The following is a 25,241-nucleotide window of genomic DNA, read 5'->3' on the forward strand; positions in this document are numbered from 1 at the left end:
AATCGAGGATTTAGGAGAGAAGAGCGTTAGTGTTTCTTTATTCCTCTTCTTTGTAAAAGAAAACTACATTTCTTTCCGGATGTTTGCTGCTCTTTATTTGATCTCCCGTATCTCGATTATACCCGTAAACTACGTTGCGCATAGAATTAAGTTCTGTTTCATCTTCAAATGAAACCTCGAGGGCTTTCCCACCGGGTTCCAGCAACTTTACGGCATCAAGTAATGGTTTGTATTTAGAAGAACTTTTTTTTGAAATGTCTATATCTGTTCTGGAGACAAAATTAATGTCCATAAAAGAGTGGTTGGTGATGTGTTACTACTAAGAAATAAAGCCCCTGAAAGAGTTTCAAGTTTTGGAAAGTTGATTAAGGCACTTGAATTGTCGAGAGTATATTGTCAATCAGGTCTTCGGAGGTAATATTTTCAGCCTCTGCTTCGAAGGTTGGGATAATTCGATGGCGAAGCACATCCATAGCTATAGTTCGAACGTCCTCGGGCGTAACATAGGCGCGATGTTGCATAAAGGCATGGGCTCTTGCAGCCAGGTTCAAGTTAATAGAAGCACGAGGAGAGGCCCCGAAATTGATAAGCTCCGAAAGATCTTCAAGATTATATTTTTTCGGGTCTCTTGTGGCGAAAACGAGATCTATAATGTATTTCTCTACCTTTTCGTCAACATAAATATCATTAATAACGTCCCGTGCTTCTAGAACCTTTTCTGTGTTGATAACTGGCTTTAGCTCCTCGGCAGCACCCGTCTTGGCCATACGGCGCATAATTTCTAATTCTTCTTTTTCGGTAGGATAATCAATCTTGATTTTCATCATGAAACGATCCACTTGTGCCTCCGGCAGGGGATAGGTGCCTTCCTGCTCTACGGGGTTTTGTGTGGCTAATGCCAGAAAAGGGTCATCAAGCGGATAGGTTTCTTCACCGATCGTAACTTGTTGCTCCTGCATAGCTTCGAGAAGAGCACTCTGTACTTTGGCAGGCGAACGGTTTATTTCATCAGCCAAAATTATGTTAGCAAAAATGGGCCCCTTCTTTACCGTAAACTCTGCTTCTTTTTGGTTATATATTAATGTACCAATTAAGTCGGCCGGCAACAGATCAGGAGTGAATTGCAGGCGCTGAAATTTTGTATCAATTACTTTAGCAAGAGAAGAAACCGTCAGCGTTTTGGCAAGTCCGGGCACACCTTCTAATAATACGTGTCCGTCAGCTAAAAGTCCGATAAGCAGTCGATCGATCATGTAACGCTGACCAACTATAACTTTGTTTAACTCGGAATAAATATCATCTATAAAAGCGCTGGATTGTTCAATTTTAGCACCCAGCTTTTCCATATCCACTGAATCTACTGACGTTGACGTGTTACCCATGGTTGAAAAATTGTTATTTATTGAGGTTTAATCGATGTATGCCTTCAATAGGCACCGGTTCAAAAAGAACAACGTTAATAAATGGAAATTATCAATTCTTTTCTATCTCGCAATGCGATTATTTGGTGACTTCCAATAACAGCATCAAGTCCGTTTTATTTTGATCGAATATAAAAGATTAATGGAGAGGTGAATTTCTACAATTTTAGTTGATGAGGTTTTTAAATTTATCTACCTTTGAAGCCACAAAAATAAACAGATTGATATGATAACTTATTTCTTCGTTTTCTTAGCTGTATTAGCTGTTGCATCAGCCTTGGCAATGGTGATCAGTAAAAATACGGTAAACAGTGCATTATTCCTTGTATTGAATATGCTGGCACTGGCTGGATTGTTTCTGCTTTTAAAAGCGCAATTTTTAGCTGTGATTCAGATTTTAGTGTATGCCGGGGCCATTATGGTGTTGTTTTTATTTGTCATAATGTTGCTGAATGTACAGAATGAAGAAAGTTTGTTTAATAAGTTTCGCTTCAAATATTTTGTAGCCTTTTTGCTGGGTGTTGGAGTCTTCTCTCAAATTATTTATAGCCTTGGTAGTTTTACAGATACCCTGCCGACTGTTTCTTCTGATATGGCGTATGTTGGAACTGTGGAAGCAGTGGGGGATGTGATGTTTACTGAATATCTGCTACCGTTTGAACTTACCGCAATTTTATTAACGGCTGCCGTTGTAGGAGCACTAATCGTAGCGCAGCACAAAATTAAATCAGGAGCAACGAATGATTAGTATTGATTGGTTTTTAGCACTTAGCGCTCTTCTTTTTTGTATTGGGATTATTGGCGTCTTAATTCGTAAAAATGCCATTGTCATTTTTATGTGCGTTGAGCTTATGCTGAATGCCGTAAATCTATCTCTTATCTCTTTTAGCAGCCATTATGGCAATATTGATGGACAGATACTGGTATTTTTTGCTTTGGCCGTAGCAGCAGCAGAGGCAGTGGTTGGACTAGCCATCATTATCGCCATTTTCCGAAATAACCTATCTGTAGACATCAATAAAGTGAATCTGATGCGCTGGTAATTTCTTACTGTAGATTTTAAATTAAAAAAAGGCTCCTATTTCAGGAGCCTTTTTTATTTCTATAATGGGTCTAAACAGCAATTCTATCCTTTACCTTCACTTAGTTTTTTGTATCTTTGCCACTTGAGAATTTACCCTTGTTAATGCATGGGGTGTTGGCTACATTTGGGCCGAAAAATGTATATGGATACAAATTTGAAAGATCATCTTTAATGGATTCTGCTACTACGCTTACAAGTCTGATTATTGCATTGCCTCTGTTGGGTTTTCTCGTCAACGGGCTTCTTGGATTAAGCTCAAAATCATTTCGCCAGAGGAAAGCTCTCATTGGTACGATTGCCAACCTCACAGTTTTTATCCCATTCGCAATAGCTGTTTACTTCTTTCTCAATATGGGGCAAGATTCAGCCCCCATTTTTGCAGAGCTTTTCACCTGGATTGAGGTTGGAAATTTTAGCGTAGATATTGCCTATCAGCTTGATCAGCTTTCCATACTGATGACCCTCGTTGTAACCGGTGTTGGTTTTTTGATCCATCTATACTCTGTAGGATATATGTGGGAGGATGAAGGTTACTGGAAGTTTTTCGCCTATCTAAACCTCTTTATTTTTGCGATGTTGAACTTAGTAATGGCAGATAACCTGTTGCTTCTTTTTCTCGGATGGGAGGGGGTTGGACTTTGTTCTTATCTGCTGATCGGTTTTTGGTACACCGATATGGCTAACTCTGCTGCGGGAAGTAAAGCCTTTTGGTACAACCGCGTTGGTGATTTTGCATTTCTGGTAGCCATGTTTTTGACTTTTCAACACGTGGGTAGTTTAGATTTTGATGTGATACTGTCAAGCCTTGAGGCGATTCCCGCGGAGGATAAATTTTGGATAGCATTGTTGATGTTTATTGGCGCAACGGGTAAAAGCGCTCAGATTCCACTTTTCGTCTGGTTGCCTGATGCGATGGCCGGTCCCACTTCAGTATCAGCACTGATTCACGCGGCGACGATGGTTACTTCTGGTATATACTTGATTTCACGGATGTCCGAAATGTTTGTGATGTCGCCGGAAGTGATGATGATTATCGCTGTGATTGGAGCTCTTACAGCACTTGTGGCAGCCACAATCGCGCTTACACAGAATGATATTAAACGTGTATTGGCTTACTCGACGGTTTCGCAGCTTGGGTATATGTTTTTAGCGTTGGGGTCGGGAGCATTTACGGCGGCCATGTTCCATGTAGTAACTCACGCCTTTTTCAAAGCGTTGCTTTTTCTTGGCTCAGGGTCGGTTATCCATGCGATGGAACATGTCGAACACGGGCTGCACGAAGAAGGTAAGGATGTCCACTTCGATCCTCAGGACATGCGTTTTATGGGTGGACTCAAAGAATATATGCCTTCAACTTACAAGACATTTTTGATCGCGACCATTGCTATTGCCGGAATACCGCCACTGGCCGGATTTTTCTCCAAGGATGAGATCTTAGCGTTTACTTTTAATGCCGGATTCGCCGGATTTGCAGAGCCGTTGTATATGGCACTTTGGGGCGTGGGAATTATAACTGCCTTCTTAACGGCATTTTATATGTTCCGACTCACATTCGGAACGTTTAACGGTGAGTTTAAGCTTCCCGAGAAAATAAGTGAAGCGACAGGAGCTGAAAAGCATCTGCATGAAAGTCCGAAAACGATGACAATTCCACTTTGGACACTCGGTGGACTCTCTGTAGTTGGTGGCTTTTTGGGTGTACCGAATTTCTTGTTATCAACTTTTACGCACCAGGAAGAGCATATTAATCTACTTCACAACTGGCTCTACAATGTTACCGCAGATTATGAGCTTGGATTATCCCACTCTGTAGAATGGATTCTGATGACGGTATCAATCCTCGTTGCGGTTGGAGGTGTTTACACTGCATATAAAATGTATGGAAGTGGGGCCACCGAAGAATCCGATGCCACCCTTGCCGACCGCTTTGGAGCGCTATACGAAACCTGGAAAGAAAAGTACAGCCTTGATGAATTGTACGAAGGTATTGTCGTCCATCCCACCGTTAAGTGGTCAGATAAAGGCTTGGCCAAATTTGATATGAAAATCGTGGATGGAATTGTTAATACTGTCGGCGGTGTCGTCCGGCTATTTGGCAGTGTTTTCCGATATATCCAGACGGGTGTAACCAGTAGCTATGCATTAGCGCTGGTGTTAGGTGTAATTCTTGTATTAAGTATGTTGATCCTGTAAAAAAGAACTGATAATGGAGTTACTTTTAAATTTAGTTATTTATTTACCCCTTTTAGGAATTGCCGGGATTCTTGCTCTCCGGAATGACAAAGCTACAAAGTGGATAAGTCTTATCGCCACTTCAGCAACATTTTTATTGTCGCTGCCACTGCTTTTTAGTTTTGATATAACCAATTCTGGTACGGTTCAATACCTGACGGAAGGCAGTAATATTATGTCCGGTCTTGATATTAAGTATCTCATAGGTCTTGACGGTCTCAGCTTACTGCTTTTTATGCTGACGACGCTCATGGGACCTATTGTAATACTTTCTTCATGGGATTCCATCAAAAAGCACTTGGCGGGGTATTATTCAATGCTTTTGCTGTTGCAAACAGCATCAATGGGGGTGTTTGCGTCCTTAGATTTAATCGTTTTTTACGTCTTCTTTGAGCTCTCACTAATTCCCATGTATTTCCTTATCGGCATCTGGGGCGGGAAGAACCGGATTCACGCAACGGTCAAGTTTTTTGTTTATACCTTGGTAGGATCGCTCATTATGCTTGTTGGTCTAATTTATACAGGCTACGATGCAGGAGCCGCAATCGAAGGATATAAGTTTACGACCGACTGGCGATTTTTGTCCGGTGATGCCTACCAGATTGGACTAGTTGAACAAACCTACCTGTTTTTGTCATTTGCCTTGGCATTCTGTATCAAGGTACCGCTGTTTCCGTTCCATACTTGGTTGCCGTATGCGCACACAGAAGCGCCAACAGCAGGTTCGGTGGTACTTGCAGCCATTATGCTGAAGATGGGAACGTACGGACTGCTCCGGATTTGTTTGCCACTTTTCCCCAATGCCTTTGTCGAATTTGCGCCTTACCTGGCTACATTAGCAGTTGTAGGGATAATCTACGGCGCGCTTGTGGCAATGGTTCAGAAAGATGTTAAGAAGTTGGTGGCCTACTCATCGGTTAGCCACTTGGGTTTTGTGGTGTTGGGATTGTTTGCCTTTAACACTATCGCGGTACAAGGCGCACTTATTCAGATGATTAATCACGGCCTTTCAACAGGAGCGCTCTTCTTAATTGTAGGAATGATTTATGACCGTACGCATACTCGAGAGATCAAAGATTATGGCGGGATTGCGAAAGTAGTTCCTGTTTTTGCGGTAATGTTTATGATTGCTACGTTGGCTTCAATTGGTCTTCCGGGATTAAATGGATTTATTGGTGAGTTTCTGATTCTAAACGGGACATTTAGCTCTGAAGTGCTTCCGGAGAATGCTTTCGTAGTATTTGCAGCACTGGGTGTTATTTTAGCTGCAGTTTACATGCTTTGGATGTACCAGCGTGTAATGTTTGGTCCTATCAAGCATGAGGAAAATAAGAAGCTGGTTGACTTGAATGCACGTGAAATTGGGCTCTTGGTTCCATTGGTTATCTTTATGGTTTGGATTGGAATCAGACCCACAGATTTTACCCAGTACTCTGAAGTTCAAGTACAAGAGTTGTTAGAATCATCGAATGAAAAACGGATGGCTATTCAGCGGTCAGCTGATAGTGAGAATCTCCCTCAATGGGCTTCTAATTTATATGATGTTACGGATGAATTAGCATCAAAAATAGAAAACCAATAGGATTATGGCTGAACCACTTTCTGATCATAAAATAGCTGAAGAACTTTCTGAACTATCTGGTTGGAATTACGAAAACAATAAATTAACCAAAGAGTTTGGTTTTGATAATTTTCGGGATGCGATGGCTTTTATCAATCGCATAGCATTTGAAGCCGAGGAGCAGGTTCATCATCCTGAAATATTCAATGTATACAACACGGTTAACATTTCACTGAGCACCCATGATGCCGGAGGAAAGGTAACCGAGAAAGATATCAAGCTCGCAAAAACTATTGAGTCACTGTTTAACAAATAAGTTGCATGGATTACTTACACGATCTTAACGTTTTTTTGCCCGGAGTCATAGTCGCACTTGCCGGACTTATTGCGATCATCATTGATGCTTATAAGAACGACCACGGAGCTATATATGGCCTTACTGTTTTTTCGCTGTTGGCCGGACTTGTTCTGTCGGTCATAGATATGTTTGGTCCCGTTGGAGAAGCATTTTCGGGCATGATAACATATGGAGGTGTAGCGGCTTTTGGGAATAGCGTCATATTATTTGGCGCGCTTTTTTGCGTGTTGATATCCCGGGAATACTTAAATGCCATTGATCATGAGTACGGCGAAGTATATGCGCTAATACTTTTTGCTACGGCAGGAATGCTGGGTTTAGCCAGTGCCAACAATTTAATCATGATATTTATCGGCATTGAAACGATGTCTATCTGCTTATATGTGCTGGCAGGATTGATTAAGGAGCGAAAAACCGGGGCAGAGGCATCGCTCAAATATTTTCTTCTTGGAGCTTTCTCTACGGGATTTTTGTTGTATGGGATGGCACTCTTGTACGGAGCTACAGGCTCATTATATCTGACCGAAATTGCAGAAGCGGCCAGCTCAGATCTTATTTTTATAGCAGGAGCAGCACTACTGTTAATTGGCTTCTTCTTTAAGGTTTCGGCTGTACCCTTTCATATGTGGACGCCGGATGTTTATCAGGGGACACCTACAACAATTACTGCATATATGGCCACGGCATCTAAATCTGCAGCCTTTGTGGCGTTATTGGTCGTATTATCCAAGATGATTCCGGCCGAAACTGCCGATTGGGCAGGAGTAATTGAGGTTATTGCCATTCTTACGATGGTTCTGGGTAACCTGATAGCTATCGTTCAGGATAACATTAAACGAATGCTTGCCTATTCGAGTATAGCTCATGCAGGATATCTTTTAGTTGGATTAACCGCCGGAACCCCGGAAGGTTATAGTGCAGTACTATTTTATCTCTTTGCTTATACTATCATGAATATTGGTGCTTTTGGAGTGGTTGCATATTACGAACGCCAGCAAGGGCTGGATTTTACAGATGTAAACAATTATGTGGGACTCGGATTCAAAAAGCCCCTGATGGGTGTCCTGCTTTCATTCTTCTTGTTCTCGTTGGTTGGCATACCGCCCTTTGTGGGATTCGTTGGTAAGTACTTAATCTTTGCTGCGGCCATTGATGCCGGATATGTAGCTTTGGCTGTTATTCTTGCACTGGCAAGTGCAGCAAGTGTGTATTATTATTTGCGTCCAATGGTGTATATGTATTTCAGAGATCCTCGTAAAGATGTTCCACTGGTTCGTTCTGGCATTGTTTTCCGTTCTACACTCGTGGTTCTTGCCGCATTAACGCTTTATTTCGGTATCGCTTTTGGTGACTTGCACAATTTGCTTTCCTCTTATTATAGCGCTGATTGGGTCACTCATTTAATGGGTCATTAGATAATACTCTTATCTGTAATTGGTGGCTTGTTATCTTGCATTGGGGTTGTGGAAATATTATCCAATCATGGATTGGAATTAAATTCAAAAAAGCCTATTTTTGCGTGCCTGCTGACGAGTGAAAGTCACCACGTCGGCTGTTTCAATTAAGGAACAACCAAAGGAAACATATCACATGAGTAGAAATTATTACGAGTTAACATATATACTAAATCCTGTCTTAGAAGACGATCAATACGAAGAGATCGTCGACAAATTCACTGAACTTATTCGAAATAACGACGGTGAAATTGATGAAGTAGATGAGTGGGGAATCCGTAAGTTCGAATATGAAATGGATAGTAAATCAAGCGGATATTATATAAACGCTTATTTTACTGCCCCCGGAGAATTGATCGAAAAGCTGGAGCGCGCCCTTCGCATTGACGACCAAGTAATGCGTTATTTAACGCTCAAGTACGATGCAAAGATGAAGCGTCATCGTGAGTTGCAGCGTAAAAATGCCGTTCCCCAGGTCTTTGTCGATGAGCAAGAGGAAGAAGCAGAAGACGAAGATTAATTCATCTCCATAAACAAAATTTTTTAAGATTATGATTAAGAATCCATCACACCCAAAGAAGGGACATATTAAAACCCGTGAATGCAAGTTTACCAAAGCGGGCATTGAGTATATTGATTACAAAGATACGGATCTATTAGAACGATTTATGAACGACCAGGGAAAAATTCTTCCTCGTCGTGTAACCGGAACGAGTGCAAAATATCAGCGCCAACTGTCTCGTGCTATTAAGCGCGCTCGTTTTCTTGGATTACTTCCGTATGTAGCAGATAACCTTCGATAACAAAAGATTTTATTCCAATGGCTAATAAGTACATGAAATTAATTTTGCGAGAAGATGTCGATAAGCTCGGAGAATCCGGCGACATTGTTGAAGTACGGGCTGGCTATGGCCGCAATTACCTGATTCCTCAAGGTAAAGCCATGATGGCTACCGACGGGGCATTGAAGCAGGTTGAGCGCATGAAAGAGCAAGCAGAGCACCGTGCAGAGTTAACTGTAGAGCGTGCTCAGGATATGGCCGAGCGACTTGAAACGACGTCGGTCACTATTCCTGTTGAGGTAGGTGAAGACGAACGTATTCATGGTTCAATTACTACCCAGGATATTGCTGATGCATTAGCCGAACGTGATATCGATATTGATAAACGTAAGATTACAATAGATCAAGATATCAAAACGTTAGGTGAATACACGGCAACCATCAGCCTGATTAGTGAAATAAAAGCACAAATTAAGGTTTGGGTGGTTAAAGAATAAAACAATTTACCGCTTAGTAGAATCGATTGGTAATGAAAAATTCTTTACCTATTAAGAAAGTAGTGGGGATCATCGTCATGATGTTATCCCCATTTTTTGTTCAGGGTCAAATGTTAGATCCTGTATCATATTCTGTTGTTGAGGCTCCCGAACAGGTGAAAGCAGGGGAAGTATTTGAAATTACGGTTAAAGCTTCTATTGAAGGCGAGTGGCATCTGTATTCAGTTGCAAACGACCCTGATGCTGGACCGTATCCTACCCAGTTTTCTTCCGCTTCTTCGGATGTAGCCATTGCAGGAGAAGTCCAGGAAAGTGAACCCTCTATTGAAATGGATCCCAATTTTAATGCTGAGCTGGGGTGGCACACCAAAGAAGCAACCTTTACTATTCCAGTAGCATTACAAAGTGGTCTTTCGGGGTCTTCAGAGATTGCATTAGAGGTATTGTATCAAGTTTGCGATGATAAATCCTGTTTGCCCCCGAAGACAAAATCTATTGTACATTCCGTTTCTGTCGAAGGAGTGGCTGACAATCCCTACAGTGATTTTAAGGAAAGTAATGCCGGAGATACTGAATCCTCACAAGTCAAGACTATAGATGAGGGGGCAGAAGCAGCACCAGAAGAGGAAAAAAATACAGGTCAAATTGATACGAGTGGATATGGTTCGAACGGGATTTTCTCATTTCTTTGGATTGCATTGGCTGCTGGCTTTGCAGCTCTATTAACGCCCTGTGTTTTTCCGATGATACCCTTGACGGTGTCATTCTTTTCTAAACAACAGGAAGGCAAGGGAACAGCGGCAATCGGACACGCCTTTGGGTTCGGTCTGGCCATTGTTATTACCTTTACCATTTTAGGGGCATTGTTGGCGGTTTTTATAGGAGCATCCGGTGCCAATAAATTTGCAGCTAATCCCTGGGTCAACCTCTTTATAGCACTTGTTCTTGTGGTATTTGCCATAAGTTTATTGGGGGCATTTGAACTGCGACTTCCCCATCAACTTACGAACTGGCTAAATCAAAAAAGTAATGAAAGTTCAGGTTTGATTGGGATCCTCTTTATGGCACTGACGATAAGTGCTGTATCTTTTTCCTGTACAGCACCATTTGTAGGAGGTGTATTGGCCGCTACTGCTGGAGGGCAGTGGTTCTATCCAATAATAGGCATGGCCGGCTTCTCTGCAGCTTTTGCCAGTCCTTTCGTTTTGTTTGCCCTGTTTCCGCGCTGGCTTGAGAGTCTACCCCAGAGCGGTTCCTGGATGAATATTGTTAAAGTATTGTTAGGTTTTATAGAGTTAGCTGCAGCTGTTAAATTTTTATCTAATGCTGATCTTGTTTGGGAGTGGGGGCTTATATCGCGTCCGTTTGCGATTGCCACATGGATTGCCATTTTCCTGATGGCCGGTTTGTATTTATTGGGTGTGTACTCCATAAACCATGACACTAAACCTAATCAAATTGGTACAGGCCGTTTAATGCTGGCCATGCCTTTTATCTTATTTAGTTTTTATTTAATTCCTGGATTAATGGGAGCATCGCTTGGAATTTGGGATTCTTGGCTTCCTCCAAAACAAGCTACAGATGTAAGTGTAGTTCGTTCACTCGCACAGCAAGGGATCGGATCAACTAATTCTGGAGAAGGAGAAAACTGGACCAGCAATTATGATGAAGCCCGTGAAGTAGCCCAAAAGAAAAACAAACCTTTGTTTATAGACTTCACAGGGTATACTTGCACAAATTGTCGGGCTATGGAGACAAATGTTTTTCCATTGGAGGAAATTCAAAAACGATTTGCAAAAATGCAGCAAGTGCGTTTATATACTGATGACGGTTCTGACGGACCAGCAAATCAAAAGTTTCAATTTGAATTGACGGGAACAGTAGCGTTACCTACTTATGTAATTGTTGATCCTGATAACGAAAAAATTATGGATCAGCTTGTAGGATATGCCAACAAAGACAAATTTCGTCAATTTTTAGATACAGGAATTCAACGGTTTGAACAATTCAATGATAATTTTAGGGCAGGAAACCTATAATTGAAGCTTTATTTCGTTAAATAGATTTAAAAATACTATTTAATTAAAAATTGTAGCTTACTGTCTTTGACATTTTAGTCAAAATGATCTATCATTTTGCATCTTTATAAGCCCTTATTAACAGATAATAAATAATCTAATCGGAGTAATCGTATGACATCGTCTATAGCTCTCTTTTTCCTTCAAGCAGGAGTAGACCAAGGATTTTTTAATGTTCTCGTAGAAAAATTTAACGAAGGTAATGAGGGTGGGTTCATGTGGCCGGTCCTTGTCGCCTTAATACTTGGATTGGCTATCTTCTTGGAGCGAATTATCACCTTGAACTTAGCTGATATTGATACACGTAAATTTATTGTTGACGTACAAGAAGCCCTTCAAGAAGGGGGCGTACCAGCAGCTAAAGAACTATGTGCAGAAACACGAGGCCCTGTGGCTTCCGTATTCCAGGCTGGATTAATGCGCGTCGACGAAGGTGTCGAAGCAGCAGAAAAAGCCATATCTTCATATGGTTCCATTGAGATGAGTTTCCTTGAGCGGGGACTTGTGTGGCTCTCTTTGTTTATTGCCATTGCCCCAATGCTTGGCTTCCTTGGAACGGTTGTAGGTATGATTCAGGCGTTTGATGCTATTGAGCAAGCGGGTGACATTTCCCCTACTCTTGTAGCTGGCGGTATTAAGGTAGCGCTTCTAACAACGGCTGCAGGTCTGCTTGCCGGTATTATCCTTCAGGTAGGATACAACTATTGTGTATCTAAAATTGATCGACTTATTTCAGAAATGGAAGAAAGCTCAATTACCCTGATCGATTCTATTGTAATGCTTAAAGAAGGTGAACAGATAGTTGACACTTCTGGAGACTCAGAATAAGTATCCGGAAATTCTATACTTTCACCCATATTTAATTAGAGTATAAATATTATGATTGTAAATATAGCATTAGGACTAGGATTAGGATTAATCGGACTTGGAGTACTGGGCATGATCGTTTCCGGTATCAGAAGTGTAATGAAGGGTAAGCAGGATATTAAAAAAATCATTACGATGATTGTGCCTTTCGTTGTCTTCGGTATCGCATATGGTATTGCTGGTACAGTGACAGAGGCTGCTATTGGAACCATGTTGTTTATGATGGGAGCTATGGTTCTGCTCATAGCGCTTACCGGTATGCGAACCACATTAAATATATAATTCTTTCAAAACAGCGAAGCGATGTTTGATAATAAAAGAGATCGAGAAGATCCGGAAATAGGTGGTGCTGGAATGGCCGATATTGCCTTCTTGCTGCTTATCTTCTTTTTACTTGTTACAACAATTGATGTTGATACCGGGATAGGGCTTCAACTTCCACCTGCTCCTGAAGAAAATCAGGAGCCCCCACCCATTAAAGAGCGAAACCTTTTGAATATTTTGGTGAACTCTCAGGGTATGGTATTGATGGATGAAGAACCAACTCCGGTAAACCAAGTAAAACAGAAGGTTAAAGCCTTTATCACGAATCGAGGAAAAAATCCTGAATTATCCGACTCTCCGGATAAAGCTATTGTGTCTATTAAAACGGATAGAGAAACTCCGTATAACGTCTATATTGATATGCTTGATGAGGTAATGGGTGCTTATGCCGAATTACGTAATCAAGCAGCCCAAGCACAATTTGGGAGAAACTATGGACAGTTAGAGGATGATAGCGAGCAGCAACAAGCTATTAAGGATACCTATCCCAAGAAAATTTCAATCGCAGAGCCCAACCAATAAAAGAGCTTAACTTATGGGACATTTTGAAAAAAAGTCTGCAAAGTCGGATCCTACAATTTCGCTTACGGCTATGCCAGACATTATTTTTATGTTGCTCATCTTTTTTATGGTGACAACAGTATTGCGCGAAGTTACCTTGCAGGTTCAAGTAGATTATACTCGTGCAGAGAATATTGAGAAGATAGAACAAAAACGACTTGTCAGCTACATCTATGTTGGTCCCGAAAAACTTCAGGGTAACCGAGTAGGTAATACCAAAATTCAAATCGATGATTCAATCATCGATGATGTTGGTGCAGTTCAACAGCTTATGTATGACAAGTTGAAAGAAGAACCTCGTCTTATCGTATCACTCCGTGTTCATGATGAAACTGAGTTCGGAATTGTAACAGATATTCAGGAAGAACTCAGAGACGCAGGCACCCTTCGCATTAATTATTCTACGAAAAAGGAACAGTAATTATTACGATTAATTTTTTCTAGAAAGGCAAGTACACTTATGTGTACCTGCCTTTTTTTATTTACTTACATATTATGGACAAAGAATCTTTCCGTTCAATTCAATCCATTGGCCGTACCCAACTTATCGATGAGCTAATGGAACATGCCACTTTTGAAAAACCATCAGTTCTTCAAAGTTCCGGTGATGATGCTGCAGTACTGGAAGATGGAGATAGCTATCAGTTATTGACTTCCGAAACATTTATGGAAGGAGTTGATTTTGATCTCACCTATTTTCCACTGCACCATTTGGGTTATAAAATTGCAGCTGCAGCTGTGAGCGATGTTTATGCGATGAACGGTACCCCGGAGGTTGTTTTGGTAAATTTAGCTGTTCCGAATAAACTTTCAGTGGATATGCTGAAGGAAATATATAAAGGGATTGAAGCAGCTTCTAAGGATTTTGAATTTCAAATTGTTGGTGGTGATTTAACAGCCTCTCATCAAATTTTGAGCGCAAGTATTAGCTGTTATGGCAAAGTTCCGAAAGATGTGATTACCTATCGTAAGGGAGCGCAAAAGAATGATGCAATTTGTGTGACCGGTGACTTAGGTGGTGCAATTGCAGGCCTTAGGATTTTAATGAGAGAAAAGGAATACTGGGAAGAGCAGGAGCAGCAACAATCTTTTCAGCCTAATCTGGATGAATACGAATATGTGGTCAAGCGTCAGCTGGTACCCATTGCCCGTAAAGATGTTGTGGATAAGCTTGATGAACTGAACATTATTCCGACTTCAATGATAGATATCACGCAGGGATTAGTTAGTGAATTAAAGCATTTAGCGAATGCCTCCGGAGTTGGTGCCCATATTTATGGAGCAACCATCCCGATCTCCTTAAAAACAAGGCATGTCGCTGATGAGATGAAAGAAGATGTAGATAAGTATGCTCTCTATGGAGGAGAAGATTTTGAGTTGATGTTTACCTTGCCAGAGGATGATGTAGAGAAATTAACCGATGAATTTTCTGATTTTGCAGTAATTGGTAAAGTTATTGATCGAGAAGAGGGAGTTAAAATGCAGCAGGCAGAAGGGGATATGATTCTTTTTGACGAACCCAATGACGGCGAATAACTAAATATTCATCCAATAACTAGCAGAGCCGACCGTTCTTTATGGTCGGCTTTGTTATTTTAAGCAAATTAAGTAATCGAGAAATATCTAAGCAAGTACGCAGAACATTAATATTTGCCGTATATTGCTCTATTGTTTGAACAAATAATAGCTATTACAACATGTCTGATAATGAAAAACAACCTAAAGGGAAAAAGGGAGACTCTAAAACTCCATTAAAAGGAACTGAAAGTGCTCCAAAGTTCCCTATATGGATATATGTAATTTTATTACTCGTGCTGTTGGGGATTCAGTTTTATTTTATGAATCCTGATGCAGGGAATAAAATAAAGTATAGCACTTTTTTGGAGTATGTTGAAAAGGGGTATGTAGAAGAAATTACCATCAAAAACGGTGCTTATATTAATGGTGAATACACAGAAAAGGCTGTAGAAGATGGAATTATAAAACCGCCATCAGAGGATGAAAATGAATGGGCGCTTTCATCTGAACCCCAAAGCAACCGATTTACAAGCACAATGCTTGAGGGTGATGATATTCGGCCTATATTAGACGAACATGATGTAGCTTATGATGTTCAAATTGAAGAGGATTGGTTCAGTGGAATTCTTATCTGGCTCATACCAATTGGTCTGGCTATTATTTTTTGGATTTACATTTTCCGGAGAATGAATCCGGGACAACAGGTTCTGAGTATTGGAAAAAACAAGGCATCGCTCTACGATAAGCAGGCCGAAAACCAAGTCTCTTTTAAAGATGTTGCAGGCCTCGAAGAGGCTAAAGGAGAAGTGGAAGAAGTTGTTGAGTTTCTCAGAAACCCTCAAAAATTTACTAAACTTGGTGGAACCTTACCCAAAGGTGTATTGCTGGTGGGCCCACCTGGAACCGGTAAGACCCTATTAGCTAAGGCAACGGCAGGTGAAGCGGATGTGCCTTTTTTTAGTTTAAGTGGCTCGGATTTTGTTGAAATGTTTGTAGGGGTTGGGGCGGCTCGTGTCCGAGACCTCTTTAAACAGGCCAAGGAAAAAGCACCCTGTATCATATTTATTGATGAGATTGATGCTATTGGTCGAAGTCGTGGTAAGGGGATGCAGATGGGATCAAATGACGAGCGTGAGAATACATTGAACCAACTGCTTAGTGAAATGGATGGGTTCAATACTGACAAAGGAGTTATTATATTAGCTGCCACGAATCGTCCGGATGTACTGGATTCGGCACTACTTAGGCCAGGCCGGTTTGATCGGCAAATAGTTATTGATAAACCAGACCTTCGCGGACGTGTTGAGGTGCTTAAAGTACATACGCGAAATCTTAAACTTTCTGATGACATTGATTTAAAACTTCTTGCTTCTCAAACACCTGGATTTGCAGGTGCAGAGCTAGCTAACCTCTGTAATGAAGCAGCCTTGATGGCAGCGCGACGCGGTAAGGATGCAGTTGAGATGGAAGATTTTCAGGATTCTATTGAACGGGTTATTGCCGGACTGGAGAAGAAGAATAAGCTTATTAGTCCCAAGGAGCGAGAGATTGTGGCTTGTCACGAATCCGGTCATGCTATCGTGGGTTGGTATCTTGAGCATACCGATCCTGTTTTGAAAGTTAGTATTGTTCCGCGTGGATTAGCTGCATTGGGATATACCCTGCAAACACCGCTTGAAGATCGCTTTTTGATGACAACTGAAGAGTTAAACGATAAGATTTGTGCACTCCTCGGTGGACGTGTAGCTGAGGAGATTATATTTGGGAGGATTTCCACCGGTGCACAGAATGATCTTGAACGGATTACAAATATGGCATTTGCCATGGTAGCTGAATATGGCATGAGTGAGGAGTTAGGGTATTTATCTCTTAAAGATTCCCAAAATCCTGAAAATAGCTATGGCTTTAACAAAAAATATTCTGAGCACACAGCTGAGCGAATTGATGAGGCCGTTAAATCAATTATAAAACAGAATTATGAACGAACAAAAAAGCTTATTAACGAACATAAAGATAAGCTCGAAAATATGGCTCAGACACTGCTTGATAAAGAAGTGCTGGATCACAATGATCTAAAAGAATTACTCGGTGATCATCCCGAAGGAAAATACCCGGAAGGTATCTTTAGAAACGAGGAGACATCCAAAAACGAAAACGGTTCAGATGAGAAAAGCTTAGAGCAAGATGAAGAGCAATCCGTTGAAGAAGACAGTTCCTCGTCGGTCTCAAACTAAGCACTGCAGTTGCCTTCTTAGATGAACAATAAATTAACTGGTACGGTGAGTAAAACCTATCTTCATTTACTCAAAACCTACTTGTTAATATTCTCTTAAAACTAGAATAACAGAGGCATAACGGTGTCATAACAGTTATGCAATCTAAGTATGCTATCCTTGATTAAACGAGTTGAGGATATTACTCAAATTAAAATCAGCATACTTGGAATGGATTTATCCAATCTTGCAACTAAGAAATTCTTGAATACCTGTTTGATAGGTAAGATAAACTCTCTCCTAAAATTCATAACTGCCGAAGATAATACTTTGGTAATACTGATTTTAATCAAAGCTAATCTCAGCATTATAAGTTCTCCATCTCAAAGTAATCCGTAATCAAACCTAATCTTATAGATAATAATTATGAAGATACTAAAACATGCAGCTGGCCTATTCTTAGTGTTGGCCTTATTTGTTTCATGCGATGACGACGACAACGGAAATGATCCGGGACCCGTCTCAGTTGAAGCCCCTTCAGAACAAACTGTAGTTGTAGGAAGCACAGTTGAACTTACATTTTCATTTTCCGGCGGGGCTGGTTATGAATCCGCTACCGTTTCAACCAATAATGGTAATGCTACCATTACTTCTGAGCCTAATACAGGAGCAACAAGCGGGGATGTAATGGTTGAATATACGCCAAGTAATTCTGGTGCTGGATCGGTTGTAGTAACAATCAACGACTCTGGTGGACAATCCAATGATGCTACGGCGGTTGTCAATGTTAATGAAGAGCAAACTGAGTTTACTATAACTGAAAACATTACGGAAGATACGACTTGGGAAGATGGTAAAACATATATTCTCGGAGGGCGAATTATTGTTGAGCCTAATGTTACTCTTACTATTGAAGGCGGAGCCGTAGTAAAAGGTGAAGCTGGAAGTGGCTCAAATGCTACTACGCTTCTTGTTGCTCGAGATGCTACATTGAATGCCAATGGTACTGCCCAGGCCCCCATTATCTTTACGTCTATTGCAGACGAGATCACTCCTCAAGACATCGATGACGGCAATTTCGGAAGCCCGAATTTAGATGAAACTCAAAACGGTCTGTGGGGCGGTGTGATCGTGCTTGGAAATGCTCCCATTTCGTACAGCGATGATGATGGTAACGACCAAACAGAAGCTCAGATTGAAGGTATTCCAACCTCCGAGACTCTTGCTTTGTACGGTGGTAACGACCCCAGTGATAGCTCTGGTTCGTTAACATATGTAACTATTCGTCACGGTGGAGCTAATATTGGACAAGGAAACGAAATAAACGGCCTATCTCTCGGAGGTGTAGGTAATGGTACTACGATCGAGAATATCGAAATTGTTGCCAACCAGGATGACGGCGTTGAATGGTTCGGTGGTACAGTAAATGTTACCAATGTATTGGTTTGGAATAACGGAGATGACGCTCTGGATACCGACCAAGACTGGCAGGGAACAGTAGACAATGTTGTTACGATGAGTCCGGCGGGTTCTTCTATGGAGCTTGACGGTCCAGAAGGGTCATCTGCTACGGTAAGTGGTAATGCACATACGATCATGAATGTCTCAGCATATGTCGAGACTAACGGCTCAGAGCTAATAGATGTTGATGATAACACAAATGTTAACATCAGCAATGTGGTCTTCTTTGGCTTAGCTACTGATGACAATGGAAACGCTGACAATATGTTCTCAAGCGATTATTCAGAATATGCTAACAATACTAATGGCTACGCAATAACATCAATTGATGCTGTTCTGCCATCCGGTACGGCACTTGCTGACTACTTCCCTCAATCTTTAGTTGACGACGGTGAAGTCGAAGAAGTCGCTGATGCTCAAAGCGGTACAGGAGCTGATACGTCTGTGTTCGGTTGGACATGGGCCAGCCAAGCAGGGGCTCTGTCAAATGTTGGACTTTAATTAACAGCAATACATTTCGATATGGCTTGCCCTTAATTCGGAGGGCAAGTCATTCTTTTGAAAGCATTTCTTAGTAATATATAACTTGTGATCAGTCATATTATGAAATTCGCTAAATACATCTTCTTAGTTTTGATCTTTGCTTTTGCCCATACGGTTTATGGTCAAAGTCAGCAAGGAACCATTCGAGGTAAGGTCATTGATGCCTCAAGCGGAGAACCACTTATTGGAGTTAACGTTTTAATTGTGGGTACATCAGACGGTGCTAGTACCGATGTTGATGGAGCATTCAGCCTGAAAGTATCCGAAGGTACATACAATCTTCGTCTCTCATACATCTCATATCAAAACAAAACAATTGAAGGTATAGAGGTAAAAGCCGGAGAGATTAAGGTATTGAATGACATCGGACTTTCCACAGCTACGACTGAAATGGAAGAAGTAGTAGTTACGGCAGGAGCGGTAAGAAACTCTGAGGCGGCAATGCTGACTATGAAGAGAACATCACCCCAGATGCTAGATGGAATTTCGTCCGAAAAATTTGATAAAATAGGGGTGTCGGATGCAGCTCAAGCGCTAAAGAAAGTGACCGGGGTATCGGTAGAAGGCGGCAAATATGTATACGTGCGCGGCCTTGGAGATCGATATACCAACACGATGTTGAATTCAGTTGAGATTCCAAGTTTGGATCCCAACCGTAATAGTTTGCAGGTTGATATTTTCCCTTCCAATCTGATTGAAAATATGGTGATAAACAAAACAGCTTCTGCAGAATTACCCGCAGATTTTACTGGAGGTATTGTCAATATTGAAACGATTGATTTCCCTGAGCGTCCGATATTTGATATTTCTACAAGCTTTACCTATAACCCCGATATGCATTTCAACAGTAACTATTTGACATATGAGGGAAGTGATACTGATTTTCTGGGTTTTGATAACGGGACTCGAGAATTACCGAATGAAGCAAGAGGAGAGAGCATCCCATCACCTCTGAGTGGTACATCAGATAATAACGTATATAATTTTGTGAACAGCTTCAATCCAACACTTGGTCCAAAACAGAAAAAAAATAACATGGATTACAGCCTCGGACTTGCCCTGGGAGATCAATACAAGGTAGGGGATGATAAAACCCTCGGATATATTTTATCCGGTAAATATAGTAACAAAACAAAGTACTATAACAATTACGCATACGGGGAGTGGCAAAATGCCCTAAATGCAGAGGACTTTGATTTAATCCGCTCTACAACCCAAAATGGTACAGTAGCAGAAAACAATGTGTTTTTAGGTGGAATAGCCGGAATAGCCTATAAAGCCGGGCAATCAAAATTAAAGCTTACCGGCATGCGTTTACAAAACGGAGAAAGCAGGACTGCCAATTTCTTAGTTGACAACAGTGAAAGTGCTCCGGGGCAGTCCGGTTATATTGGTGAATCTTATAATTTGGAATACAGTGAACGCAGTATTACAAACTTTTTGCTGAATGGTACGCACTATGTTGATAATGCGAATTGGGAAATAGATTGGAGACTTTCTCCCACTTTTTCAACTATGAATGATCCCGATTTGAGAAAAACAACGTATACAATTAGACCCAATGGCGACCATACATTTAATGCAGGAGCCGGAGGATTTCCAAGCAGAACCTGGCGCTACATGGATGAGGTAAACTTAGTAGGTCGGGTTAATATTTCCGGTGATTATGAACTGTTTGGCAATCCCGCTACAGTTAAATTCGGAGGAAGTCATGTGTATAAAGAGCGTGATTATGAGATTTTATCATATACGGCTTCTTTCTTTGGCAATCAGTTTGACTGGCAGGGCGATCCTTCCGAGATTCTGATAGATGATCACATATATGGTAATGGAAATGGTGGCACGATCTATTATCAATCGGGGAATCCGGATCCCAACCCGAATGCCTACAATTCCAATTCCTCAAATACGGCCTTTTATGTATCTAATCAGTTTAGTGTGATTCCAAATGTAAAAACAAATATTGGTCTGAGAGTCGAAAATTATGTATTGCGTCACACGGGCCGGGATATTTCATACGCACAGGGAGCTACAGAAGCAGGAATTAATTTTGACGATGAAAAAGTGCTTGATGCTCTTGACTTCTTCCCTTCTGCAAATGTGATTTATAATGTTACAGACCGTATGAATGTGAGGTTCTCGTACTCAAAAACCATTGCACGCCCTTCATTTAAAGAGATGTCATTTGCTCAGATATTGGATCCGATATCAAACCGGATTTTTAATGGTGGCTTATATCCGATAGGCAGCTGGGACGGTAATTTGCATGAGACCCGAATAAATAATTTCGATCTTCGCTTTGAATCATTTTTAAGCGGCAATCAGTTAATATCAGTTAGTGGGTTTTATAAAACATTTGACGATCCCATTGAACTTGTCAGACTTCGAGCTTCTGCTACTTCCAGTGAGTTTCAGCCACGGAATGTTGGAAATGGGGAAGTATACGGGGCTGAATTCGAGTTCCGGAAGTCATTTAACTTCCTATCAGAATCGTTAACCAATTTTGGGTTTAGCACGAATGTTACGGTTGTGAAATCCTTAATTGATATGACTGATGAGGAATACAATGCCCGCAAGAACAGGGAAAAAGAAGGGCAAAATATTGATGACCAGCGACAAATGGCGGGTCAGGCTCCCTACATTATAAATGCGGGTCTTACCTATGATAATGCTGATCTAAATATGGATGCCGGACTATTCTATAATCTAAAAGGAAAAACACTGGTATTGGTAGGAGGGGGGACATATCCGGATGTTTATTCCGAACCCTTCCATAACCTCAAGTTCAATTTGAATAAAGCTTTTGGTCCTAGAAACCAGTATTCACTGAGTGTAAATGTTTCTAATATCCTGAATGATCGAAGAGAAGAATTTTATGACGGATATAACACGGCTGACAAAATATATGAGGCCTATAGTCCTGCAAGAACTTATAGTATAGGTTTCAAATATTCTTTCTGATACTTTTTGAATATCTCACATGCTAAATGTGAGGTGTGCTGATCACAGGGAGGTGCCGTTGATTCGGGGCCTCCTTTTTTATTTTTAAAGCATAATTGCCTTTGACAAACTAGAGCAATAAACGTACATTTAATCGTATAATTACGATAACCGATAAAGGGATATGGCCATTACCAAAGCAAAGTTATTTAACGCATCTCAAAAGCGATCAGCCGAGCTTATGAAAGCTCTCGGTCATCCAGCGCGAATAGCAATTGTTGAACTGCTGGCAGAGCGTGACACCTGTATTTGTGGGGATATTACTGAGGAACTGCCTCTGGCTCAGTCAACCGTTTCGCAACATTTAAAAGCCCTTAAGAAAGCGGGTATCATTAAAGGAGAAATAGATGGCGTGCGGACTTGCTACTGTCTCGATGAAAAAGGAATAGGAGAAATGGAGAAACTGTTGACATCACTTTTAACCAATCTTACAACTGAAACTAAAGACAATTGTTGCTGATATGACTAACAATGAGAAAACTGCGGAAGAACTGAAGCAAACGGTAAAAGAAAAATATAGCCAAATTGGTGATCAGCCCATGGATTTTAATGCCAGCTCGTGCTGCGGAGCGGGTGAGAATTCAGAAGAGGTATATAATATCATGACTGATGATTACAGTGAGGTTGAAGGCTATAATCCCGATGCCGATCTGGGTCTTGGATGCGGTTTACCCACGCAATTTGCTAGAATAAAAGAAGGAGATACCATAGTTGATCTGGGATCAGGAGCCGGTAATGATTGCTTTGTAGCCCGACATGAAACGGGAGAGCAGGGTAAGGTAATAGGTATCGACTTTGCCGAGCCGATGATTGCCAAAGCCCGGAAAAATGCCGATAAGCTGGAATATAATAATGTTGAGTTTCGCTATGGAGATATTGAAGACATGCCCATTTCGGATAATGTGGCCGACGTAATTGTGAGCAATTGTGTTTTGAATCTTGTGCCCGATAAACCCAAAGTCTTTTCCGAAATTTTTCGCACTCTTAAGCCGAGGGGACATTTTAGCATTTCGGATATCGTGCTCGTGGGAGATTTGCCTAGTGCATTGCGAGAAGATGCAGAGATGTACGCGGGATGTGTGGCCGGAGCCATCCCAAAAGAGAAATATATGGGTTACATCAAAGATTTAGGGTTTGAGAATATTACTATTCAAAAAGAAAAGACGATTACCATTCCCGACGACATTTTGAGTAAATACTTATCTGAAGATGAGATTAAAGAATTCAAAAATGGTGATACCGGTATTTATAGCATTACGGTATTTGCCCGAAAACCGGGAGCAGATCAAAGTTCACCTGAGAAAATAGAAATGGTCGACAAGCAATCCACTACTCAGGCTTGTACGCCGGGTTCAGGCTGTTGCTAACTATCTAAAAGTTTCTGGACTCTTCCTAACATTTCTAAATATACATTCGCACTAATGAATTCTACTTTACAGGGGTACATCAACAGGCTGAAAAATAGGGTTGACGAAATTCCCAAAGATCGCAAGGAGAAACTCAGGGACATCTCAGATTCCATTTGGACGAAGTTAAGAAACGGAGATCCCGCTAAATTGACTTTTATTTGTACGCACAACAGCAGGCGAAGTCACCTGTGTCAAATATGGGCTGCTACTTTGGCTACCCATTTTGGCTTGGATGGCATTGAAACCTACTCGGGCGGAACCGAAGTGACGGCTTTTAATCCCCGAGCAGTTGAGGCAATCAGACGTGCCGGCTTTACTGTAGAAGAGCAGAATGGAGAGAATCCCCGTTATAAGGTTTTTTATGACGAGCAAGAAGAGCCTTTGGTTTGTTATTCAAAAACGTTTGATGATGAGGCTAATCCCACCCAGGATTTTGTAGCGATCATGACCTGCACGGATGCCGACAAAAATTGTCCGGTTGTACCCGGGACCGAGTTTCGAATTACGATACCGTACGAAGATCCCAAACAAGCCGATGGGAGCCCCCATGAGGCACAAACGTACGACGAGCGATGTCGACAAATCGCTACTGAAATGTATTATATGCTTTCCCAATTGAACTGATCAAATCAATAATCAAAATTTAAATTCATCTAAAATCTCTACTATACCTATGTCTGCACCGCGAAAGAAAATGAACCTGCTGGACCGATTTTTAACGCTGTGGATTTTTGTAGCCATGGGGTTAGGAGTGGCGATCGGTTACTTTTTTCCAGCGACACCTGATTTTATTAATTCATTTAGCAGTGGATCTACCAACATCCCAATAGCTATTGGGCTTATTTTGATGATGTATCCACCCCTGGCCAAAGTGGATTATAAACTGCTTCCAAAGGTTTTTAAGGATGTTAAAGTGCTCAGTATCTCGCTGGTACTTAACTGGATTATTGGGCCGGTGCTCATGTTTGCCCTGGCTTTGATCTTTTTGCAGGATTATCCGGAGTATATGGTTGGTTTGATCCTCATTGGTCTGGCTCGTTGTATTGCCATGGTCTTGGTATGGAATGATCTGGCTGATGGAAGCAGTGAGTATGGGGCCGGACTGGTGGCGCTTAATAGTGTTTTTCAGGTGTTTGCTTACAGTTTTTATGCTTGGATTTTTATTACCAAACTCCCCCCATTGCTGGGTTTTGAGGGAGCCATCGTTGATATCTCTATTTATACCGTAGCTGAGAGCGTAGCTATATACCTTGGAATTCCATTTCTGGCCGGGATGCTTAGCCGCTTTGGGTTGGTCCGCCTAAAAAGCAAGGAGTGGTACGAGAACACCTTTTTACCGGCAGTTTCACCAATGACACTCATTGCATTACTTTTCACTATAGTCGTCATGTTCAGCCTTAAGGGAGAACTCATCGTTCAAATTCCGCTGGACGTAGCCCGCATTGCTGTACCACTGTTGATCTATTTTGTAGTGATGTTTTTTATCGGTTTTGCCGTGAGCAAAATGATGGGAGCTGAATACGACAAGAATGCCTCCATCTCATTTACGGCCGCCGGGAATAATTTTGAACTGGCTATCGCTGTTGCTATTGCAGTATTTGGGTTAAATAGTGGACAGGCATTCGCCGGAGTCGTGGGGCCGCTTATTGAGGTGCCGGCACTGATCGGGCTTGTAAACGTAGCATTCTGGCTCAAAGATAAATATTATAAAAAATCGCTCGAACCTAATTTGCATCAAGGGAAGTAATTAAGAAATCGTTCATAATATGGCGGTTTCAACTAATATTTGATATAAATCACCATAGCTGATAACTTTGTTTGATATTTTTAAAGTGGGAACCCTGTAAATTTCAGAATCGTTAATAAGGGTCAATATGA

At 41.3% G+C, this 25,241-nt stretch carries 24 protein-coding genes; 22 read left to right on the forward strand and 2 right to left on the reverse strand.

Translation table 11 applies throughout. The features are described from left to right. Positions 1–37: 37 nt before the first annotated feature. Together ACT3IB_RS12350 and ACT3IB_RS12355 are read right to left on the reverse strand one after the other, a co-directional pair. Positions 38–292, reverse strand: coding sequence for a hypothetical protein (locus tag ACT3IB_RS12350; protein ID WP_491539323.1), 255 nt, complete (start codon positions 290–292; stop codon positions 38–40). Between the two features lie 73 nt (positions 293–365). Further along, positions 366–1,382 carry an AAA family ATPase gene (locus tag ACT3IB_RS12355; protein WP_491539324.1) on the reverse strand — a complete coding sequence of 339 codons (1,017 nt, stop codon included), beginning with the start codon at positions 1,380–1,382 and terminating at the stop codon, positions 366–368. A gap of 265 nt (positions 1,383–1,647) precedes the next feature. Here ACT3IB_RS12355 and ACT3IB_RS12360 point away from each other — a divergent pair, with 265 nt between their 5' ends. From ACT3IB_RS12360 to arsB, 22 genes are all read left to right on the forward strand, one after another. Further along, positions 1,648–2,169 (forward strand): NADH-quinone oxidoreductase subunit J family protein, encoded by a 522-nt coding sequence (locus ACT3IB_RS12360; RefSeq protein WP_491539325.1) that lies wholly within the window; start codon positions 1,648–1,650, stop codon positions 2,167–2,169. Further along, positions 2,162–2,464: an NADH-quinone oxidoreductase subunit NuoK gene (gene nuoK, locus ACT3IB_RS12365; protein ID WP_445666164.1), complete on the forward strand. Its 303-nt coding sequence runs from the start codon at positions 2,162–2,164 to the stop codon at positions 2,462–2,464. The genes ACT3IB_RS12360 and nuoK overlap by 8 nt, the downstream gene beginning before the upstream one ends. Before the next feature lie 212 nt (positions 2,465–2,676). After that, positions 2,677–4,698: an NADH-quinone oxidoreductase subunit L gene (gene nuoL, locus ACT3IB_RS12370; RefSeq protein WP_491539326.1), complete on the forward strand. Its 2,022-nt coding sequence runs from the start codon at positions 2,677–2,679 to the stop codon at positions 4,696–4,698. A 13-nt stretch (positions 4,699–4,711) separates the two neighbouring features. Then, positions 4,712–6,319, forward strand: coding sequence for a complex I subunit 4 family protein (locus ACT3IB_RS12375; RefSeq protein ID WP_491539327.1), 1,608 nt, complete (start codon positions 4,712–4,714; stop codon positions 6,317–6,319). A gap of 4 nt (positions 6,320–6,323) precedes the next feature. Then, entirely contained in the window at positions 6,324–6,614 is a 291-nt protein-coding gene (locus tag ACT3IB_RS12380) for a 4a-hydroxytetrahydrobiopterin dehydratase (protein WP_491539328.1), read from the forward strand. Positions 6,615–6,619: 5 nt separating this feature from the next. Beyond that, positions 6,620–8,071, forward strand: coding sequence for an NADH-quinone oxidoreductase subunit N (locus ACT3IB_RS12385; RefSeq protein WP_491539329.1), 1,452 nt, complete (start codon positions 6,620–6,622; stop codon positions 8,069–8,071). Between the two features lie 175 nt (positions 8,072–8,246). Then, positions 8,247–8,630 (forward strand): 30S ribosomal protein S6, encoded by a 384-nt coding sequence (gene rpsF, locus ACT3IB_RS12390; RefSeq protein WP_491539330.1) that lies wholly within the window; start codon positions 8,247–8,249, stop codon positions 8,628–8,630. Between the two features lie 31 nt (positions 8,631–8,661). Next, the gene (gene rpsR, locus ACT3IB_RS12395; RefSeq protein ID WP_440999349.1) at positions 8,662–8,913 is read left to right on the forward strand and encodes a 30S ribosomal protein S18; all 252 of its coding nucleotides are present in this window, start codon (positions 8,662–8,664) and stop codon (positions 8,911–8,913) included. 17 nt (positions 8,914–8,930) lie between these two features. Beyond that, positions 8,931–9,389, forward strand: coding sequence for a 50S ribosomal protein L9 (gene rplI / locus ACT3IB_RS12400; protein WP_491539331.1), 459 nt, complete (start codon positions 8,931–8,933; stop codon positions 9,387–9,389). Positions 9,390–9,421: 32 nt separating this feature from the next. After that, entirely contained in the window at positions 9,422–11,428 is a 2,007-nt protein-coding gene (locus tag ACT3IB_RS12405) for a protein-disulfide reductase DsbD family protein (RefSeq protein ID WP_491539332.1), read from the forward strand. Positions 11,429–11,581: 153 nt separating this feature from the next. After that, positions 11,582–12,295 (forward strand): MotA/TolQ/ExbB proton channel family protein, encoded by a 714-nt coding sequence (locus tag ACT3IB_RS12410; RefSeq protein WP_440999352.1) that lies wholly within the window; start codon positions 11,582–11,584, stop codon positions 12,293–12,295. 51 nt (positions 12,296–12,346) lie between these two features. Beyond that, complete coding sequence (locus ACT3IB_RS12415; protein WP_491539333.1) at positions 12,347–12,616, forward strand: hypothetical protein; 270 nt, start codon at positions 12,347–12,349, stop codon at positions 12,614–12,616. A 21-nt stretch (positions 12,617–12,637) separates the two neighbouring features. Next, positions 12,638–13,180 (forward strand): biopolymer transporter ExbD, encoded by a 543-nt coding sequence (locus tag ACT3IB_RS12420; RefSeq protein WP_491539334.1) that lies wholly within the window; start codon positions 12,638–12,640, stop codon positions 13,178–13,180. A gap of 13 nt (positions 13,181–13,193) precedes the next feature. Continuing rightward, on the forward strand, positions 13,194–13,640 hold the full coding sequence (locus ACT3IB_RS12425; RefSeq protein ID WP_491539335.1) for an ExbD/TolR family protein: 447 nt from the start codon (positions 13,194–13,196) through the stop codon (positions 13,638–13,640). A gap of 74 nt (positions 13,641–13,714) precedes the next feature. Then, entirely contained in the window at positions 13,715–14,755 is a 1,041-nt protein-coding gene (thiL, locus tag ACT3IB_RS12430; protein ID WP_491539336.1) for a thiamine-phosphate kinase, read from the forward strand. A 161-nt stretch (positions 14,756–14,916) separates the two neighbouring features. Beyond that, complete coding sequence (gene ftsH / locus ACT3IB_RS12435; RefSeq protein ID WP_491539337.1) at positions 14,917–16,971, forward strand: ATP-dependent zinc metalloprotease FtsH; 2,055 nt, start codon at positions 14,917–14,919, stop codon at positions 16,969–16,971. 405 nt (positions 16,972–17,376) lie between these two features. Continuing rightward, positions 17,377–18,912 (forward strand): beta-helix domain-containing protein, encoded by a 1,536-nt coding sequence (locus tag ACT3IB_RS12440; RefSeq protein WP_491539338.1) that lies wholly within the window; start codon positions 17,377–17,379, stop codon positions 18,910–18,912. Positions 18,913–19,014: 102 nt separating this feature from the next. After that, positions 19,015–21,915 carry a TonB-dependent receptor gene (locus ACT3IB_RS12445; protein WP_491539339.1) on the forward strand — a complete coding sequence of 967 codons (2,901 nt, stop codon included), beginning with the start codon at positions 19,015–19,017 and terminating at the stop codon, positions 21,913–21,915. 163 nt (positions 21,916–22,078) lie between these two features. Next, on the forward strand, positions 22,079–22,414 hold the full coding sequence (locus ACT3IB_RS12450; RefSeq protein ID WP_491539340.1) for an ArsR/SmtB family transcription factor: 336 nt from the start codon (positions 22,079–22,081) through the stop codon (positions 22,412–22,414). 1 nt (position 22,415) lies between these two features. Beyond that, entirely contained in the window at positions 22,416–23,321 is a 906-nt protein-coding gene (locus tag ACT3IB_RS12455) for an arsenite methyltransferase (RefSeq protein ID WP_491539341.1), read from the forward strand. Positions 23,322–23,375: 54 nt separating this feature from the next. After that, positions 23,376–23,987, forward strand: coding sequence for an arsenate reductase/protein-tyrosine-phosphatase family protein (locus tag ACT3IB_RS12460; protein WP_491539342.1), 612 nt, complete (start codon positions 23,376–23,378; stop codon positions 23,985–23,987). A gap of 49 nt (positions 23,988–24,036) precedes the next feature. Continuing rightward, a complete protein-coding gene (gene arsB / locus ACT3IB_RS12465; protein ID WP_491539343.1) occupies positions 24,037–25,110 on the forward strand; it encodes an ACR3 family arsenite efflux transporter in 1,074 nt (357 codons plus the stop codon). The last annotated feature ends 131 nt before the right edge of the window (positions 25,111–25,241 follow it).

The organism is Fodinibius sp. GM21 (assembly GCF_058386955.1).